The 18087-nt window shown below is 53.9% G+C and carries 14 protein-coding genes; 3 read left to right on the forward strand and 11 right to left on the reverse strand.

Translation table 11 applies throughout. From position 1 onward, the window contains the following. Positions 1-268 precede the first annotated feature (268 nt). The 3 genes from CBE74_RS24175 to CBE74_RS24185 all read right to left on the reverse strand — a co-directional run bounded on the left by CBE74_RS24175 (position 269) and on the right by CBE74_RS24185 (position 4732). Entirely contained in the window at positions 269-952 is a 684-nt protein-coding gene (locus CBE74_RS24175) for an ABC transporter ATP-binding protein (RefSeq protein ID WP_087454752.1), read from the reverse strand. Next, positions 949-2001: an ABC transporter permease gene (locus tag CBE74_RS24180; protein WP_087454753.1), complete on the reverse strand. Its 1053-nt coding sequence runs from the start codon at positions 1999-2001 to the stop codon at positions 949-951. The genes CBE74_RS24175 and CBE74_RS24180 overlap by 4 nt, the downstream gene beginning before the upstream one ends. Before the next feature lie 178 nt (positions 2002-2179). Then, positions 2180-4732, reverse strand: coding sequence for a choice-of-anchor M domain-containing protein (locus tag CBE74_RS24185; RefSeq protein ID WP_134316123.1), 2553 nt, complete (start codon positions 4730-4732; stop codon positions 2180-2182). Positions 4733-4950: 218 nt separating this feature from the next. Here CBE74_RS24185 and CBE74_RS24190 point away from each other — a divergent pair, with 218 nt between their 5' ends. After that, complete coding sequence (locus tag CBE74_RS24190) at positions 4951-6198, forward strand: sensor histidine kinase (protein WP_087454956.1); 1248 nt, start codon at positions 4951-4953, stop codon at positions 6196-6198. Further along, complete coding sequence (locus CBE74_RS24195) at positions 6195-6794, forward strand: response regulator (RefSeq protein ID WP_087454754.1); 600 nt, start codon at positions 6195-6197, stop codon at positions 6792-6794. The genes CBE74_RS24190 and CBE74_RS24195 overlap by 4 nt, the downstream gene beginning before the upstream one ends. Here CBE74_RS24195 and CBE74_RS24200 read toward each other — a convergent pair. Beyond that, positions 6791-7825, reverse strand: coding sequence for an HtaA protein (locus CBE74_RS24200; protein WP_225870221.1), 1035 nt, complete (start codon positions 7823-7825; stop codon positions 6791-6793). The genes CBE74_RS24195 and CBE74_RS24200 overlap by 4 nt on opposite strands. A 79-nt stretch (positions 7826-7904) precedes the next feature. Next, a complete protein-coding gene (locus CBE74_RS24205; protein WP_087454756.1) occupies positions 7905-8495 on the reverse strand; it encodes a VanZ family protein in 591 nt (196 codons plus the stop codon). A 410-nt stretch (positions 8496-8905) separates the two neighbouring features. Here CBE74_RS24205 and CBE74_RS24210 point away from each other — a divergent pair, with 410 nt between their 5' ends. Continuing rightward, positions 8906-9208: a hypothetical protein gene (locus CBE74_RS24210; protein ID WP_087454757.1), complete on the forward strand. Its 303-nt coding sequence runs from the start codon at positions 8906-8908 to the stop codon at positions 9206-9208. Between the two features lie 345 nt (positions 9209-9553). Here CBE74_RS24210 and CBE74_RS24215 read toward each other — a convergent pair whose 3' ends face one another. From CBE74_RS24215 to CBE74_RS24240, 6 genes are all read right to left on the reverse strand, one after another. Then, positions 9554-12922, reverse strand: coding sequence for a choice-of-anchor M domain-containing protein (locus CBE74_RS24215; RefSeq protein WP_087454758.1), 3369 nt, complete (start codon positions 12920-12922; stop codon positions 9554-9556). Between the two features lie 450 nt (positions 12923-13372). Beyond that, complete coding sequence (nagB, locus tag CBE74_RS24220) at positions 13373-14152, reverse strand: glucosamine-6-phosphate deaminase (RefSeq protein WP_087454759.1); 780 nt, start codon at positions 14150-14152, stop codon at positions 13373-13375. Between the two features lie 12 nt (positions 14153-14164). Next, on the reverse strand, positions 14165-15316 hold the full coding sequence (locus CBE74_RS24225; protein ID WP_087454760.1) for an amidohydrolase family protein: 1152 nt from the start codon (positions 15314-15316) through the stop codon (positions 14165-14167). Between the two features lie 11 nt (positions 15317-15327). Next, positions 15328-16017, reverse strand: coding sequence for an N-acetylmannosamine-6-phosphate 2-epimerase (locus tag CBE74_RS24230; protein ID WP_087454957.1), 690 nt, complete (start codon positions 16015-16017; stop codon positions 15328-15330). Between the two features lie 44 nt (positions 16018-16061). After that, on the reverse strand, positions 16062-16976 hold the full coding sequence (locus CBE74_RS24235; protein WP_134316120.1) for an ROK family protein: 915 nt from the start codon (positions 16974-16976) through the stop codon (positions 16062-16064). Next, positions 16973-17749 (reverse strand): FadR/GntR family transcriptional regulator, encoded by a 777-nt coding sequence (locus tag CBE74_RS24240; protein WP_087454761.1) that lies wholly within the window; start codon positions 17747-17749, stop codon positions 16973-16975. The genes CBE74_RS24235 and CBE74_RS24240 overlap by 4 nt, the downstream gene beginning before the upstream one ends. Between the last annotated feature and the right edge of the window lie 338 nt (positions 17750-18087).

The raw sequence follows: 18087 nt of genomic DNA on the forward strand, positions 1-18087 counted from the left end.
TTCCATGAGGATATGAATTTACTGAGAAATGCCACCCCAGAAAGTAGCAGGTTAGCCATGCAACATAGCCACTATAACAACAGAAGCACCCTAATGTAAGTAAATGCTGTGAATAGTCTCAATTATTTCATATTTGCAGGTCGTTTTCCCACTCTTAGGTCGCCATGTACGTTCCGCATCCCGTAAAGCATTGAACAAATATGCCAAAACCCCACGAGTGGAAGTTCACTCGTGGGGCTCTATGCGTGTTTACGTGATATTGAGGTGTTTAGTCTTTACGGGCGCCGTCGATAAGCTCCACGACGGTATCAGCATAGGAAAGCTGGCTCAGATCGTGAGTGACCATCACAGTGGCAACGTCAAACTCTTGAGTGATCTCAGAAAGCAACGACACGATCTCCACACTCATGCGGCGATCTAACGCGGAGGTGGGTTCGTCGGCAAGCAATAACGAGGGGCTGCCCATAAGCGCACGCGCAATGTTCACGCGCTGGCGCTGACCACCAGAAAGCTGCGCAATCCGGCGGGTCTCCTTGCCCTCAAGCCCCACACGCGCCAGCAACTCATCAGCACGATCACGACGAGCTTTCAGCTCCGCGCCGCGTATCCCGCGAACGTGATCCGTTACCAGAAGCTGCTCCCGGGCATTGAGCGAGCCCAAAAGATTAGCCTGCTGGAAAACAAAACCAATCTCCTCACGCCGCAGCTTCGCACGACCTGCATCATCTAAATTTTGGATGTCATGACCCGCAACCATCACCGTGCCCGACGTCGGAGTTTGAAGCGCACCAGCCACAGACAACAACGTGGATTTACCCGAACCGGACTCGCCGACCAGCGCTAACAATTCGCCAGAGTGAACCTCCAGGTCAACGGCATCCAAAGCGGTAACCGTAGACGAACCATCTGGGTATACAACGCTTGCTTTTTTAAGAGAAAGAACGAGAATCATGCTGCAGCTCCTAGCGCGATATGCGGATCAACCTTAGTAACATTTCGGACCGCAACAAACGATCCCACCAACCCAAGCAACCAAATCCCCACTGCCGGGCCAAGAACACTCAACACAGACACCTCAAACGGTACGGCCTGGGAAACAATCAGCCCAAGAATCGCGCCAACGGCTGCACCAGCTGTAACGCCTATGGCAAGAACGATCGCTGCCTGGCCGATCGCATCTTTAAGCAAGTAGCCCTTGGATGCACCCAGAGCAGTCAAGACTGCAATGTCGCGGGTGCGCTGCAGCGTCCATACGGTAAGGAAGGAAACAGTAACCAGAGCAGAAATTGCGTAGAGGAATCCCTGCATGCTCTTCAGTGATGACTGCTCAGACTTGTAAGAAGCAAGGGCAGCAAACGCTCCCTTGAGGTCAGTGACCTTCTCATTCTTCAGGTCCTGCGGTTGGGCGTCACCGCGCACAAGGAGCACCGTGGCAATTCCGGGGCTATGGCTTTCCTTCTTCCAGACCTCGGAATTTACCCACACAACAGAGGAGTGGCTGTAATACGTATCTTCCACCACGCCATCCACCGGTACAGCGACGCCGCCGATATTGAGCGTGTCTCCCGCCTTGACACCAATCTTGTCTGCGATGGACTGAGGAACAAACGCGCCTTCACCTATCGTCGCGGATGTTCCCTCCACTGCGGTCCCCACGGGCAGGCCCATCACTGCAGCCGAATCGGCTTTATCCTGTGATTCAATTCGCGTCTGATTCACACCTAGTGGCGTCACGTTCTCTGCGCCAGCTGCGTCTTTCCACTTATCCAGGATCTCCTGGCTAATCTCCGACGAGCTAAAAGAAGCCTCACCCGTAGGCGCCGTAAAAACAAACTTGGCACCGTCTTTACCCAGGGATTCCAGCGCCGCAGTGTTTCGCGACCCCAACCCCTGCGTCAGACCAGTGAGCATCACAATCAAAAGGGTGATCAAACCCACCACAGAGGCAATCAAAGCGAAGCGACCGCCCGCCGAACGAATATCACGTAAACCGAGAAACATCTTTTCTCCTTTCCGCCATCAATTCTCGGCGTTCCGGAGATCTTTTCCATCGGTGGCTCAGGCGAAACTCGAATCAACCATGTGGTTGATCGCAGATCCATGAGTTGCCTGCATTTCCATAGACATTCCAGCCCCCTCAGAAGATTTTTTCGAGCTTTGTCTATGGAAATGCAGGGTGCTAGTGGGCTTCTCGACGCAACCGCGCCCATCCCAGCACGGCAAAACCAACACCAAACGCGAGCATGGCAATGGGCACAACCCACTCGGCATCCGCACCGGTCTGCGCCAGGAATTTCTTTGCGGGATTCTTGGACTCTGAGCGCTTCAGAGCCTCAGACTTGGAGGACGCATACACAGCGTTAGACCGACTGGGAGAGTTGGTCAAGCTACGTGCAAGATTCTTAAGCTTTACCGGCTCATTAGGCGCACTAGTGCGGCTAGTCGTCTTAGACGGTGCCTTAGAGAGAGTGGGGGCCTTCGCGTCTTTCCCCACGAGGAAGGTCAACGGCTGCGCCTCAGTCAGAACCTTTTCCTTCCCATCCTTCCCTGTACCTACCACTTGAAGATACAAACGATAAGTACCCGGCTTGCTAAACAACCAAGACCCATGCAGGTGCATGTGCTTAGTAGTCTTCATCTCCTGATGCTCGGAATCATCAGTATCAAAGTAGCGGATAGGAGACCCACCGATGTCTCCCGTAAAGAACACGGCACGCCCACCCTCAGGGACCTCTGACTTCACCAGCTTGAAAGAAACGCCTTTGGCATAGTCTGGCTTCTTATAATCAAGGTCTTCCGTGCTAAAGCCCGGCCACGGCTTTTGCGGTGCCTCAACCTGCGGCAGAAGATAGAAATCCTCTCCCATCTTCCCCAAGAAATCCAGCTCCGTATCCTTGAGCTTCTGAGTACGCGTCATCTTGGCATTTTCGCCGACCCGAATAGCAGTCTTTTGGATAGGGCGCACAACCGAGGGGCTGGGTTTATCTGCCTTGAGCGCAACAAACGGGTCTCCAGAGTCGTCTGACAGGCGAATATCCATGTGTCCCTCAGAGAACTCAACGACTTCCGAGCCAAAGTCGGGTCGCTTAATCAAGCCAGTATCCGAGTTCGAATCACCGCGCGATGGGGGAGGAGTGGAAGGAGAGTCGCCCTTGTCCAGATCCTCTTCTTCCTCGTCTTCATCCCCTGGCTTTTCGGTTTCAGGATCCTCGTGCTCTTCATCCTGATAGGAGTCTTTGGGGTAGGGGTTCTTGTCTTCGTCGCCGGGCTTGTAGCCATTGAATTCTTCGACGGTTGGCAGCTTGTCTTTTTCCTCGGTGACGGACAACTCAAACTGCAGTTCAGAACCCTTTGTGAGATCAACTTCTTTGATCTCATCCAGGGGGTCCGCGTTCACCAGCGGGTGCGGGGTAACGCGCAGTCTTAGGAATTTATCGTCTTTACATGCGGAAAGGTCGACTTCTTTTTCGTATTTTCCTTCTGCATCAAACGCACCCTCAACGCTGCAATCGGCGTATCCTTTTGCTTTGTCTTTGCTGCCATATAAACCAACAACAAAGTCGCCCCGCATATTTTTGTCTTTGGCTTCAATGGTCAGTTTTGTGGTGGAAGAATCAGTCTGCTCAGCTTTGAGGGTGATCCCACCGTTGCTCAGGGAGGCCGGGGCTGAAGAAGTAAAGTTCTCCGGTTCACCCGGCTCAACTATGGACTCAGACTCTTCGCTGACGGTGACAGCATCGCCGCCGGTCTGGTACTTGATCTCTTTAGAGAGCCATGGGGCCGCATCATCCGAGTCGTTAGGGATAAAAATGGCCTGGTAGGTGGAGCTATCGGAGGCTAGATACGTTTTGGTTGTTGCTTTGCCGTCTTTCACTTCCAACTCATCAAGGAAGTGTCCTTGGTTGGTCAGGACAAGGCGCCCGTTGCCTTTACCGGCAAACGTGATGTTGGTAAAGACCCCTTCAGGCTTAAAAGTTATCGACGCCTCTTGCTCCTCATGCCCTTTCTCCTTGGCCTCTTCATAGCTCTTGGCAAAGTCCAGAATTTTTCCGCTCTTTGGATCTTGTCCGCCCACTTGCCATGCCACTTTCATGGGCATAGTCGGGATGGGGGTTCCATCTTCCTTATATCCCACTGCCTGATAGGTAAAGACGTATCGACCTGGCTTAGAAAAAGTGGTGTGGAAGTGCGAGTGACGTGGCTGAATGAGGGATCGCAAAGAGGTATCGGTGCTTGAATACACCCTCCGAACGCCCGTGACGGTTTTTGTGAATACCTCCACGTCACCAGGTCCTTCTACCCCGAGTAGATCCAGGGAGTAGTTCCCGTTTTTAAGCATCTCAGTATGGGACTTGAGCGAGCTATCTGTGTTGTATCCGAAATAGATGGGGAGCTGGCTCGGACCGACGTCTTGGGGAGCCTGCCACACGCCCTTATCTTTAGTGCCAAGAAACTGCGTGTCATCAGTCGGATAGAAGTAGTAGTTTCCGCTCATCGGAACCCACATGACGGTCGCCTGCGCAGGAATTTCTTTGGCGCCCGTTCCGGTCACCACGCCTAAGCTTTGAATATCGTTCCCATTCACGCTCGCTGCTGGCGATAAGTCTACGTGCGTCCCGTAGACGAGCTTCTTGTTTTGGTCTGGGCCCGCTAGTGCGGGGCTCGCACCAGTCGCAGCGACAACAAAACAAGTGGCAGCAATGCCAAGGATTCTGCGGGAGGGAAGGCGCATGGAAGTAGCTTCCTTGTTGATATTGGGTTTTATTTTCATAAGGTAAACCCAAACATCTTGTTTAGCAAGTTCTAAGTTCACTATGGTGCAAAACACTCCCACAAGGCAATGAACTTCCCCGAAAGACCCGAGCAAATCACCACGTCAAACCGGTTTTTAACACCCAAGGGGAGACATCGGGGGTGTCAATGTTGATGCCCCGCATTAGATTCAAGAGCATGAGACCCCACGTGATTCAAATCCTTACATTGCTCCGCGTCAGCCTGCACCTGATGTTCGCCGCGCTGCTTGGTTTTGGAATCATCCGATTCACCCTTAACCCGGAGTCCGAATCACCGTGGAAACTATCGATCATCGCCCTAGCACTAGGGCTGGGCGCCTTTTATATGTTTGGAACCGCCTGGGAAAACCGTTTTGCCCGTGGCGATAACATCAAAGATCCCATGCCCCTGAGCGGCTGGTGGATGCTCACGATCACATTGATGTGGGCACTTTTGATGGGGACGTCGGGCAGCTTCACATGGCTGATGTTTCCGCTGGTGTTTATTGCACTCAACCTGCTACCCGGGATCCGTGGCGTACTAGGGGTGCTAACGCTGCTGGGGATTGCCACCATTATTCCCTGGCTAGCCCGACCAGAAGACTGGACACTCGGGCAACTGCTTGGCCCCGTAATCGGCGCTTGTTTTAGCGTCGCGGTCTATTACGGTTACTACGTTTTAAACCAAGATGCCATGCATTATCGACAAGTGGCCGCCGAATTACTCGCCGCCCAACGAGATCTTGCGGCCTCAGAGCACCAGTCGGGACGTCTTGAGGAGCGCGAACGATTATCGCGAGAAATCCACGACACTGTGGCCCAAGGTCTTAGCTCTACCGTCCTTTTATCCCGAGCCGCACATGGACACCTTGAGCGCGGAGAATTAGAAAATGTTCAACGGCAGCTCGCTGTCATTGAGAAGCAAGCGGGGGAGAGCCTCGCTGAGGCACGGCGATTTGTTCGCGATCTCGCAGCCCCATCATTAGGCGATTCGCTGTCCACAGCCCTCCAAGGCGTTATCGACGGCATCCGTGAAAAACAGGCGGCACTCGGATGCCCCCTTGACGTTCATCTTGAGCTCGTCGGAGATGCGGAGACGAGTCTCCCCGAGCCGGTTACTCGTACTGCGCTGCGGGTAGCACAAGAGGGGCTCAACAACGTTGTCAAGCATGCCCAGGCCAGTAAAGCAGTGGTCACGCTTGGGACATGGGAGGATGAGGTCAGCATTGACGTTGTAGACAATGGCCTAGGATTCGACGCCACACGCCTTAACGTCTCCGCAGAACAAACCGAGGGAGGATTTGGACTCGGAGGACTCAGAAAACGCATATCCACCGTTGGCGGCACTCTCGTGATTGAATCAGATGAGTACGGTACCGCATTGGCGTGCCGTATCCCGCTCACCAGCCGTAGGGAGACTCAATGATCCGCGTCATGCTTATCGACGACCACCCCGTCGTCCGAGCCGGATTACGCACAATACTCGACAGTTTTGAAGACATCTCCGTTGTCGCGGAAGCCAGGAATGGCGCCAACGTGGACACCGAGGGAATCGACGTCGTTGTCACAGACATTCAAATGCCGGGAACCGACGGCATTAGTCTCACCCGCGCGCTTGCCGCCGCTGGCGGCCCCCCGGTGCTCATTTTGACCACCTACGACACAGAAGCAGACATTCTCGCGGCGGTTGAGGCCGGTGCCATGGGTTACCTCCTCAAAGACGCACCCGAGGCAGCCCTGCATGACGCAGTGGTGGCAACGTTTGAAGGCCGGCGCACGCTAGCACCGGAAGTAGCCAACGCGCTTATGCAGCGCGTGAGCAAACCTCGACAAGCCCTATCTACCCGAGAAATCGAGATTCTTCAGAACCTAGAGCAGGGCTTATCCAACCGGCAGCTGGCAGCAAAACTCTTTATCTCTGAAGCAACGGTAAAAACGCATCTCGTGCATATCTACGCCAAACTAGGCGTAGATAACCGCACAGCAGCCATCACCGCAGCCCGACAGCAACGACTCATCTAGCTCAGCGCTATTTTTCCAATAGCAATCGGACCAGCAAAGACATCCTGCACTCCATGAATACCGTGGACAATCCCCACTTCCCGGCGCTGCATGATGTCTTTGCCCACATTGGAGGCTGTTGAGACGTCAAGAGTGAGGGCCCAGCGTCCGTTACCTCGTGGCTCTAACCATGGGTTTGCCGCCGCTATCTCCACCACGTTATATTTCGCGGTTGCCGTGACGGCTCCACGGAAACGCACAATGCCGTCACTACTCTGTGCCTCATTTTTGCTAAAAGCCACGTCGTTCCCAGCAAGCAGTGCGCCGTCGGCAAGCGCTAGGCCCCCACCCGCCGCGGTCGTGAGTTTTTTCAGGATCTCGGCAGAAAAACGCAGATCAGGGGTAGGTTCTGCCGGGGTGTTCGGCCCAGGTTCCGGCGAATAGGGAATCGGAACGTAAAATTCCTCTGCCGGATTAACGGACCCCGCGGCAGCATACACATACACTCCCCAGTTATTGCCAGGAACAGTCTCCGGAGGATCCACAACCAGACGGGCATGGAAACTCCCATCGGGGTTCATCCGTTGCGATTCCCTTGCGATAGAACGACGAAAATCAAAAGGAATAGTCGGGATGGCATCAAGCGTCCCGTCAGGCATGACCCAGGCCATCCGATTATGAGGGTGCTTACGTGCGCTGCCGGGAGCGCCTTCGCTTGGCTTCCACGCATCAGGAAAAGCGCTGTACACGGCATATACTCCGTTAGGAACGCCTGGCGGTATGGGGATTGGGAAGCCCCCACGGTTAGCTTGCGGACTAAAACCAGTGCCGTGCACAACGATGACATCACCCCGATGGACAGGTCCGCGGAGTGGATTTCCTGCCTCATCGGTCACAGTAATGCGCGGTGACTCCGCAACTGGCCCAGAGGAAAAGAGAGAAGGGTTGTCCGGAATCGTGGGCATCGCCGCAGCAATCCCACTAGAAGTACAACAGAGACACGTTGTCACGCCCACAAGGAGGGCTTTTCGACGGCTACAGGAGGGGATCATAATCTTTAGGATAGCCAAACCTATAAGGTGTGAGACTATGGGATTGGCAACACATGCCCCTTACCACACACCTCAAGCCCTATGTGTTTTTCACAATCTTGTCCGGGTCGCCTAAACGTTCTCCTAAGCCAACCAATACTGCAAAAACGAGACCCAATAAGATCGCTAGCCAGACCCACAGACGGAAAAATCTTGGACCCAACGCCTTGGCACATAATGTCCCTACAAAAGCACCCAGGGTGTTCATCAACAGATCGTCAATATCCGAGTATCCAAGCGAAAACAGAAACTGGCTCACCTCGATAGCAAGGCTAACCAGAAATCCTGTAAGCGTAGACCACAGCACCATACGCGTACCAACACCGCGCAACTGGTGGAACCACACATAGGCCAGCATTCCAAAAGGCACAAAGAAAGCGATGTTTCCCCCGTAGCCAAACACTGGGATAAACCAATTGGAATTACTCATGACCTCGTTAAACGGCACCAATTCCACAGACCTATTGCGATGTGCCGCGGGATCCCACAGATAACCGATGCGATAGAAAGCCTTCAACATGGCCAATGAGACCATGACCGCCAAATACACAATCAGAGCAACGAGAGCTAGGTTTCCCGGGCCATGGTGGTGTGCAGCATTGCGCCCAGAAAAATTTTCACGTAGAGGCATGCTTTTCATGCTACGTAACCCACAAGAAAAGGGGTGCTGTGAGCTTCACAGCACCCCCTACCAAGTCCGAGAACTAGCTCCGAATATCTGCTTGAAGCGAATAAGCAGCTCCATCGGTTAGCTGCAATAAAAGTGAAGCCTTCAATATGCTCGAAAATTGAGGTATTCCTGGTTAAGGAACCTAGTGCAGCACAGGACACATAGTGGACCGGCACCCAATAAACACCATGCAACCCTGGGATATTTGGCTCATTCCTGTGACAAATATCTAGTCCAAGACATTCACAACAACCGAGGAACACGTAAAAGAGCAGAAGAAAACGCAATGTCCTTGCAATTGCCACGTATTTTAACTCTGCGTTGTGCGCCCCCTTTAAGTAGCTAAAAATACGAAAGAAGAAAGGAAAGACATGGACGCAGTAAAAGAAGAAAGACGTTGGCCTTGGGCTAAATCGATCTCAATCTTGCTCTCAATATTTACTATCGCATTTCCCTATATCTTTCCTTCCATTTTCCCCCAAGGAACAATGCCGTATTACACCATCACTATGCCCCTAGGGATTATCGCTGGAATCTTTGCTTATCGTATTCACTCATGGTGGCTTATAGTCCTAGCCGTCGTCGCAGGATTATCCCCTCTATTATTTGCTTGGATGCTCTGGTTCGGCATCAACCTCGTCGGCCTAGTAACAGACATGCTTCTAAGTAGTTAGCTCATGAAGGTTAACTTGTCTTCATACTCTCACTGTTCTAGTGGTCTGGCATCTAAATAACTTCTCCTGCCTATTAATTTGTTCGAGTTTGTTCTCGGAGACGTGAGCATCGTCGATGCTTATGTCTGTCGGAGTAGGAAGCTATACGTACCCATGAGCAGGGGAGCGCCCGCCCGGACTGCTATTTGTCCTGCGGTGCAGGCCCTACGACCAAGTGCAAAGGCCGGTGAGTTTTCACTCACCGGCCTTTTAGTTATGTTTTTTTGAAGTACACCAGGTGCTCGTTTTTCAAAGGTCAAACTACCTCTTGGCAAAACACCGGAGCACCCCCTACCAACTCATAATTTAGAGCTCTTCTGCGCCTTTCATCCGACGGTAACCAATCGCCGCGAATCCTACGCCAACAAAGAGCATCGCCAACGCAAGTGCTATCTCAGGAGAAGCACCCGTGTTTGCCAGCAAGCTCTTCACGCCTTTTTTAGGAGCGTTATCGTTTTTGGCCAGAGCAACTGTTTTAGAGCTCTGGGTTCCTTTAGACGATGACGACGTGCTTTGCACACCTGTGGAGCCGCTGCCGGACGCAGCCCGAATGGCCCCTTCACCTCCTACCTCAAAGACAATCGTCTCCCAGTTTGTCGCAGTTTCGCCGCTTGCGACCAAGCCAATGTTGATCGTCTTGCCATCAGAGGTCATGGCTTGCGTGGATGTGCCCGACTCATTGGCCACTGCGCGCATCTTGATTTTGTAGGTTCCCGGCTTAGTAAAGAACCAATCAGCATGCTCATGGAACGGTTCTTCACGATCAATCACTGCCTTGCCACTAGAATCCGCAAGCTTAATCAGATCATTGGACAGGCTCGGAAGATGCCCAGCCCACCACTTTGCACCGTCTGGCATCGACTCTGGCTCAATCTCAATGCTCATTCCCTTGGGGAATGCATTGCGCACCTTGTTCGTGTCAAAGCCCGGCCACACCGCGTTGTGATCTTGGGTGTTGGGCAAGTAGTAAACATGGTCTCCCTTCTTACCCAAGAATGCGGTGTCATCGTTCTCAGGGATGCCACGGTTGCCCTTTTCCCCGATAGTAAAGCGTCGATTCTCTCCAACAACCAGCGCAACCTTATCGGGGTGGTCAAGGTTATGTCCGCCATCAGAGACTGCGTCGTGCTCACGCTTTACGTCATCGCCAATGTAGAAGCCCAGTTTTCCGTCAACAAACGCCGGGCCGAAGTCCAGGTGGCCATCGACAAGCTCACGACGTCCATCACTGCGGTCCTGCTTAGCGACGGGCTTAGTGGTAGGACGCGCCAACGAATCCTGCTGAGGAACGGTGGTCTTCGAGTTGCCGGACGTACCCTTATCCGGCTTACCCGGTTTCTGAGTTTCAGACCCTGGGGTGCTGCCAGCAGGGACGCTAGAGTCACGCACGTCAAAGGTGAGAGTCACCGGCTTGCTGACCTCATCCCACGTGTCCTTGACCTCCACGTCCATCGTGTACTTACCCGGCTTGGTAAACACCCAGTTGAGGTGGCGGTGGGTCGACCCCTCAGCCTTGTACACGTGCTTCCCGGAGGAATCTCCGATCCGGTTCTCGGACGAGTTAGCATCACCGCTATATGCGACCCACTTTCCGCCTTGAGGCGTGGACTTCGGCGTTATCGTGAACTCATAGTTATCCTCGGTCACACCGTAAATCTCCTCGGTGCTAAAGCCCGGCCACACCAGACCAGTCTTTTGCACCTCGGGGAGCATATACACCCGCTCACCCTTCTTAGCGATGTCCTTTATGTCGCCCTTAAGCAAGGTCTTGGCCGACTGCGGCACCACAAAAGTCACCGAATTGGGATCGCGCAGCACTGCCTTAGAGCTATGCTGACCGCTCTCATCTTTAACCACCACGGCCAAAGTGTTGTCGATCTCCTTGGGGGAAATATCCACATGTCCCTTGGAAATTTCAACTTTTTCCTTGCTCAAAACTCCCGATGCAGACTCAGGCTCCTTGGAATCTTTCCCCTTCTCAGGAGTCTTGCCCTTGTCCGGCTTGCTGCTCGTAGTCGTCCCAGTGCTCTCCTCGGGCTCTCCACCATCTTCGGACTCATCCGCAGGATCGTCCTCAGACGTTGCGTCATCAGAGGTTTCGCCGCTTTCATCAGACTGCTCGTCCTCGGACTCCTCGGAAGTTTTCCCATTGCCGAGTGTGACGGTTGTCTCCTCAAGCGGGCGATATTTACCGTCATGAGAATCGATGACAGTCGCTTTACCTGGAGCTTCAGTGCGCGAGCTTGGAATAATATCCAACAACAGCTGATAGTTCTCACCTTCACAGCCATCGACTATCTGACGGCTGGTTCGGTTATCGGGAGCACTCGTAAAGGTGATGGGGCACGAGGCTGCACGATCCTTAGGAACACTCGAGAGCGCCTTCCCAGACTCCTTCTCATAGAATCCGCCCACCGCATTCACGGTCAACCTGTCATCTTTAGGCTTCACGGTGAGGTCGAAGCTTTCACCGCTTTCGCTGTTGATCTCGCTCGTTGAGACGGCAACATCCAGGCTTGTTGGTTTGATGTCCTTTAGGTCGAATTCTTCGCGAGGTTCTTCTGCCTTAGCCTCGGGGAACGACCCCTCTTCTTTTGTTGAGTTTTTATCGCTACCGGTCGCATGCTCAAGCTCTTTAGATACCCACGAGGGGCTCTGAGAATCTTCACCCGGAATATAAACAACTTGGAACTTGGATTCGAGGCTGCCGATCATCTCAGACCACGTAGCCTTGCCCTCTTTCACAGGGACTTCGGCCAGGTAATAGCCGTCGATGTAGAAAACGGCGTGTCCGGAGTCTTTGGTGTTTCCGGTTGTAAAGTCCAGCTTGGTTAGCAGGCCTTTTTTCGCTCCATAAGCATTACCAGTATCGGGAGACATGGTGAACTCAGGATTAAAGGTCCCCGACGCATCGTCGTTCGCAGACTCTGAAGCCTTATCGTAGGCCTCTTTTACATTCCCCAACTTTGCATCTGCTGGATCCGGCCCACCTACCTGCCATATCAACTTCTGCGGCTCGGAAGCAATCAACTTTCCATCTTTGCCACGAGCAGAGGCCCGATAGCTGATCTCATATAGACCGGGACGGGTAAAGGTAGTGGCGTTGTGGGTGTGGCTTCCCTTTTCCACCCACGTAGAGCGGTAACCAGCATCATGCGACGACCATAGGCGTTGGAGGGGCATGTCCTCGTCGCTGTACGTGAAGAGTTCCATTTTGCCCGGGCCATCAAAGTCAACGATGTCTAGGTTGAAGGACTCATCACGGAATTTCTCAGTAGGCAAGTCAATGGATGCACCAAAACCAGCCCAAATCGGCATGCCGTCAGAAGGGGAGCCGTGTGCGGGTCCCCCGTAGTACATGAGCTGGTCTTTTTTCCCTAAGAACTCTAAGCGCTCGTCTTCCGGAACATTCCACGCATAGAGTCCGCGATCAACTTTTCCTTTACTAACCCAGTTGATTGTTTTCTCGATCGGAATCATTCCGCTGCTCTTAGAGACCAGGGAAAAATTATTGTCCTGCCACACTGCGTGCGGTGAATCAACATGCACTTGGGTACGAACGGTGAGGGATTCGTTCGAGTCCGCGTTCGCGGAGGGAACGGGGATTACGCTTGAAGCGATAAGTCCGCCAACGGCTAAAAAGCCCAGGCAGGCTGCCGATATTCTTCTAGGCACGGGGGGATCCTTTGTTGAGTTATTGAAAATAACACTCTTTAACCTAATGAGAATCATTTTCCACGTCAACATCCTCCCCATACGAGGGAGAGAGCACCTAAAACATCACCGCTCGACACTGCTCGCGGAACGCAATCTCCAGCGAAAGCCGCCCCCTTCCCACCCTTGTACAACGCCAATAATTGACAATAAAACGGCCCCGCTCCACCCCACAGCTTTCAAGGCACATCACGCATCCACAGCGTATTCCCCCACGAGAGTGGGGAAACTTCATCCCTAATACCTGGTAGAACCCATATATCGCAAGATTAAAGTTATCCCGCTGCCACCATGTTTCCTCCATACCCGCCGTTACCGCCTCCTTATACAGAGGCGGCTTCTACAGCTAGACAGAGAAAACGGTTCTAGGCTCCCGCGCCAACTACACCAACCACATCAAACAGATATGACTTAAAACTTCTGCCATTCTGGCTTATGGGTCAATGCGTAGTTGTAGTACTCGGTATTTTCGAGCTTACTAGCAGCTGCTTCATCCAAAAGCACGGTTACGTGCTTGTGCATCTGTAGTGCTGAGGCAGGGATCATTGCGCTGACGGGACCTTCCACCATGGCCTTGACTGCGTCGGCCTTGTTTTCGCCGAAGGCCAGCATGACAAGATGCCCGGCTTCGCAGATTGTGCCGATACCCTGGGTCATCACGTGGTGCGGCACCTGGGATTCGTCGTTATCAAAGAAACGCGAATTGTCGCGGACGGTGTCCGGGTGCAAGGTCTTGATGCGGGTGCGACTTACTAAGGATGACGTCGGCTCATTAAAAGCGATGTGCCCGTCGGTTCCAATGCCCAAGACCTGGACATCTACACCTCCTGCATCGCGTATCGACTGGTCGTAGGCGTCAGCGGCAGCGCTTGGGTTTTCCGCTGTGCCGTCGGGGCTATGAACGGCAGCATCGTCGATATCCACATGAGACGTGATCTCCCGACGAATGGTCTGGTAATAAGTCTGCTCGTGTTCACGAGGCAAACCCACATACTCATCAAGCAGGAATGCCTGGCACTGAGCAAAGGATAATCCCTCTTCCCGGTGCCTGCGCACCAGCTCAGCGTAGGTGCTGCCCGGTGTCGAACCAGTAGCCAATCCTAGGGTCTTTCCCTGCCTGATATATCCCTCAAAAATGTCCGCAGCGATAATTGCCGCTTCTTTGTGGGTGGGAGTAATGACGATTTCCATGGTTACTGTCTCCTAAAAGTCGAGCTTTTTCCCGTTTTCATAAACCGCAACCACGTCAAAGTCGTTGCGGCACACAACAAAGTTTGCTTTCTTACCCACGGCAATATCACCGCGATCATTGAGCCCTAACAGGCGATGTCCACTGGTTGACGCCCGAACCACATCAACCACGCTATGGCCTGCGGCTACTTGTCTCCGCACTTGGTCGATCACGCGCGACGTCCCACCCGCGATAGCACCCTGCGAACCATCCTCGGTACTTAAGCGTGCGACGCCATCAATAACCGTGACAGCGAGCGCCCCGAGAATATAGTCCCCATCCGCTTTACCTGCGGCACCCATCGCGTCAGAAACAAAGGTGACGTTCTCCGAGCCCACAGCATCCAAAACCATGCTCACCGTATTGTCATCCAGATGCACGCCGTCGGCAATGAGCTCAACATGAGCCAAGGAACGCGCGGCTGCACTAATGAGCGCAGCCGCAGGGCCCGGCGCGCGGTGATGAACCGGGGGCATGGCGTTGAACAGGTGAGTTGCAGTGACCACAGCCCCGCGCTGTTCCGCATAGCGGATCATGTCCATGGTGAGATCAAAGTCGGCATCTGTGTGCCCCAGCGACACAACCACGTTGTGCTCTGCGCACATATCAACGAGCTTCCGCGCATGAGGCGTCTCCGGCGCAAAAGTCATCGAGCGTAAGAAACCGCGTGAGGCTTTGATCATCTTTGCAAATAGTTCTGGGTCGCCCCCAATAATCGCGTCGGGATCTTGCGCACCACAGCGACAACTATTAACAAACGGGCCCTCCGCGTGGATGCCTGTTATCTCGCCGTCGCTAGCCAGCTCAGAAAGCAAGCTCAGCTGCGGCAACAACACCTCTTCCCTCATGGAGACAGTGGATGCGAGCAGAGTGGTAGACCCATGCGCACGGTGATGCCGTGCGGCCGTAACGCAGCCCTCGATCCCTGAGGTAGGAAACGATTCTCCAGCGCCTCCGTGATTGTGAATGTCGGCCAGCCCCGGAAGGATCGTCAGCTCGTCGTTTAGCTTCTCATCCGGCGCTGGGACAATCGCGGTGATCGTTCCCGTTGCGTCATAGTCGATGCGATGCCCTTCGAGCACGCCGTCAGCCGTAACTACGGTTCCTATGATGGATGCGGTCATGAGTGCTGCTCCTATTTAGCTACCGCGGCAAACTGCGTGGTGATCCACGCAGTATCAGTAATCGCGGTGCCTACGATCAGCGCGTCGGCTCCGGCTTCGCGTCCTTGCTTCACATGCTCGGGGGAGTGGAATCGACCTTCACCAATAAGGAATACGTCTGGCCCCAACTTCGCACGGATTTCTCGAATCAGGTCCAGATCCGGCCCTTCGGTTTTCTCGCGGTGCTCCGTGTACCCAGCTAGGGTCGTGGAAATAATGTCGGCACCTGCTTCATGTGCTGCCACTGCTTCCTCGGCAGTCGCAATGTCCGCCATCGCCAGTCCGCCCAGCGCATGAACCGCAGCCACTTGGTCGGCAAAGGTAGATCCGTCTTGGCGTGGTCGGAAGGTGGCGTCGATAGCCGCGACCGTGGCGCCCGCTTTAATCACGTCTTCCGCCGACTTCACCGATGGGGTGATGTAGACGCCCGTATCGCTTTCTTTGGTCAGGCCGATAACGGGAACGGACACAGTATCCACGATCGCCCGAATATCTTCGAGTCCGCCGTAACCGCCACAGCGTATCGCTGCCGATCCGCCATGTTCAGCAGCCTTGGCAAGAAAAGCCATCGTACGGGTGTCCCGTAGTGGGTGGCCGGTGGGCGCCTGAGCAGAAACGATGAGTTTGTTGTTGACCTGTTGAATAAAGCTCTTGAGATCCATCATGAGAGTTCGAGAGTTCCTTCTTATGTAGATATTTTGTTGATTCAGCCTTGGGTCTTACCCAGGTATGCAGCGCCCACGATGGGAGCATGGGTGCCTAGTTGCGCTTGGATGACTGGCACCTCATTGATCGGCGGAATAGCGCCGTCTCTGACCCCACGGGCAAAGGGATTGATGATGGCATCGCCAATAGTGCCCACGCCGCCGCCAACGATCACCGCGTCCACATCAATGGCGCTGATAAACCCGCCTATCGAAACCCCGCAGGCAAAGAGGTGTTCCTCAATAACATCCCGTGCGTATTCCTCGCCGGCATGGTACCGAGACATGATCTCGTGGAGATCCGCAGCTTGGTTCTCCGCATGTGCGTTATAGCAGGCAGCAAGACCAGGACCAGAGGCGAAAGACTCCAGCAGGGCTGCGGAGCCATCCGGGAGCCGACCCCACAGGTAGCGCAGCTCTCCGGCAGTAAAATGCGACGAGGCAACAAGCTCACCATCACGCACGAGCGCCCCGCCCACACCGGTACCCAGGCTAACAAACAAAACGTTGCCAAAGTCTTGACCAGCACCATAGATGGATTCGCCCAACCCCATAACGCGGACGTCGTTATGCACCGCAATGGGGAGATGGAATTGCTCCCTCAAAGTATCTGCGATCTTAGTCCCCGCCCAACCCTGCATGGTCGGCCCCGAAGACACGACCTCACCCGCAATGGGGTCAATGACCCCTGGCGCACCGATTCCTATGCTGGACACAGCGATGGGGGAGGCGTCGATAAGCTCTTGGATAACGCCCGCCACCTCGTCTATGACGTTGGTTTTGGGGGTGGGGCGGCGGCGGTAATCAATAACGGTGGTGGGGTCCGAATCCGCGACGATGCCGGCTGCTATCTTGGTCCCGCCGATGTCCACGCCGATGCGCACAGCTGTTTGTGCTTCAGCGCCTTTGTCAATCATGATGCTTGTTCCTTACCCGATTCCTTATCGGCTTCGGCAGAGTTGACACTCCGAGCGCGATCTTGTTGCTCTCTTTTCTTCCTGATCACACGAAGAAGTGGGCCGTAGTGCTCGCAGATCAATGCACAATAGCCATCTGCGTCGCCACTATGAAGCGCTTGAATCATTTTCGAGTGCGCCTCCACGGTGTCTTCCATATCCTCCGGATCACCCAGGCCAAGAACCGGGACCACTTTGGTATGAATCTCCCAAAGGGCCATCGACATTTCTCGCATCAAAGGGTTGGAGAGTTTCTCGGAAATCACTTTGTGGAACTGCCAATCTTCTTCCACAAAAGACTCCTGGCGCAGATACTTTTCCCGCATTGCTTCCACAATCCGGTCGAGTACCTCGGTGGATTGTCCCTTATAAGTGTTGACCAGCTCATCGGCGTTGGCCAGGTCCAGCGCGATGCGCATGTCCACAACGTACGAGAGGTTCTCTAAGGCGAGCTCCTCGTTCAGGGTCAGCCGCAACACCATTCCATTGATAAGGGGAGCGAGCGACATATTTCCTACAAACGTTCCGTGCCCATGACGAATCTCAACAACGTCCAGGGAAGCGAGCGTTCGCATGGCCTCGCGGACGGAGGAACGTGACACGGAAAGGCGCTCACAAAGCGCCGCTTCCGAGGGAAGGAGGTCCCCCGGAGAGAGATTATTATCACGGATGTAATCTTCGATTGCCGCCGCGGTAGGACTCTTTCCTACCGCCGGACCCACGTGTGAATTCATCTTTTCTCCTGTTCATCTGCGGCCGATCGGACATGCTGATGGACCGATAAACATGCCTCTTGACTACCAAAAATAGCCCTTATCTGCAGCTATTCGGTGTGAGAGAATTTTTAAGTGCTGGTTTCTGTGTGCTGCGGTTTTTCCTAGCAGCAGGGGATCCGCGTCCTCCCACACATGGGGTATAAAGCGGGGGAGAAACAAGCATGATCACAGTGCTGTTTGGCAACTTCGATTGAAATCCTAACACAAAACCTAGCGGACGTCAGACGTCTGATGTATTCTTTAGAATGACCCGCGACACGGCAACTGCCACCCATCCAAGCTGGTCGCCGCAGCAA

The sequence above is a fragment of the Corynebacterium silvaticum genome, from assembly GCF_002162115.2.
GTDB classification, from domain to species: domain Bacteria; phylum Actinomycetota; class Actinomycetes; order Mycobacteriales; family Mycobacteriaceae; genus Corynebacterium; species Corynebacterium silvaticum.

What these genes read in the sequence shown, in the direction of transcription:
- CBE74_RS24175 (WP_087454752.1), bottom strand. Translation starts at nt 952, where the DNA reads ATGATTCTCGTTCTTTCTCTTAAAAAAGCAAGCGTTGTATACCCAGAT.
- CBE74_RS24180 (WP_087454753.1), bottom strand. Translation starts at nt 2,001, where the DNA reads ATGTTTCTCGGTTTACGTGATATTCGTTCGGCGGGCGGTCGCTTCGCT.
- CBE74_RS24185 (WP_134316123.1), bottom strand. Translation starts at nt 4,732, where the DNA reads ATGCGCCTTCCCTCCCGCAGAATCCTTGGCATTGCTGCCACTTGTTTT.
- CBE74_RS24190 (WP_087454956.1), top strand. Translation starts at nt 4,951, where the DNA reads ATGAGACCCCACGTGATTCAAATCCTTACATTGCTCCGCGTCAGCCTG.
- CBE74_RS24195 (WP_087454754.1), top strand. Translation starts at nt 6,195, where the DNA reads ATGATCCGCGTCATGCTTATCGACGACCACCCCGTCGTCCGAGCCGGA.
- CBE74_RS24200 (WP_225870221.1), bottom strand. Translation starts at nt 7,825, where the DNA reads ATGATCCCCTCCTGTAGCCGTCGAAAAGCCCTCCTTGTGGGCGTGACA.
- CBE74_RS24205 (WP_087454756.1), bottom strand. Translation starts at nt 8,495, where the DNA reads ATGCCTCTACGTGAAAATTTTTCTGGGCGCAATGCTGCACACCACCAT.
- CBE74_RS24210 (WP_087454757.1), top strand. Translation starts at nt 8,906, where the DNA reads ATGGACGCAGTAAAAGAAGAAAGACGTTGGCCTTGGGCTAAATCGATC.
- nagB (WP_087454759.1), bottom strand. Translation starts at nt 14,152, where the DNA reads ATGGAAATCGTCATTACTCCCACCCACAAAGAAGCGGCAATTATCGCT.
- CBE74_RS24225 (WP_087454760.1), bottom strand. Translation starts at nt 15,316, where the DNA reads ATGACCGCATCCATCATAGGAACCGTAGTTACGGCTGACGGCGTGCTC.
- CBE74_RS24230 (WP_087454957.1), bottom strand. Translation starts at nt 16,017, where the DNA reads ATGGATCTCAAGAGCTTTATTCAACAGGTCAACAACAAACTCATCGTT.
- CBE74_RS24235 (WP_134316120.1), bottom strand. Translation starts at nt 16,976, where the DNA reads ATGATTGACAAAGGCGCTGAAGCACAAACAGCTGTGCGCATCGGCGTG.
- CBE74_RS24240 (WP_087454761.1), bottom strand. Translation starts at nt 17,749, where the DNA reads ATGAATTCACACGTGGGTCCGGCGGTAGGAAAGAGTCCTACCGCGGCG.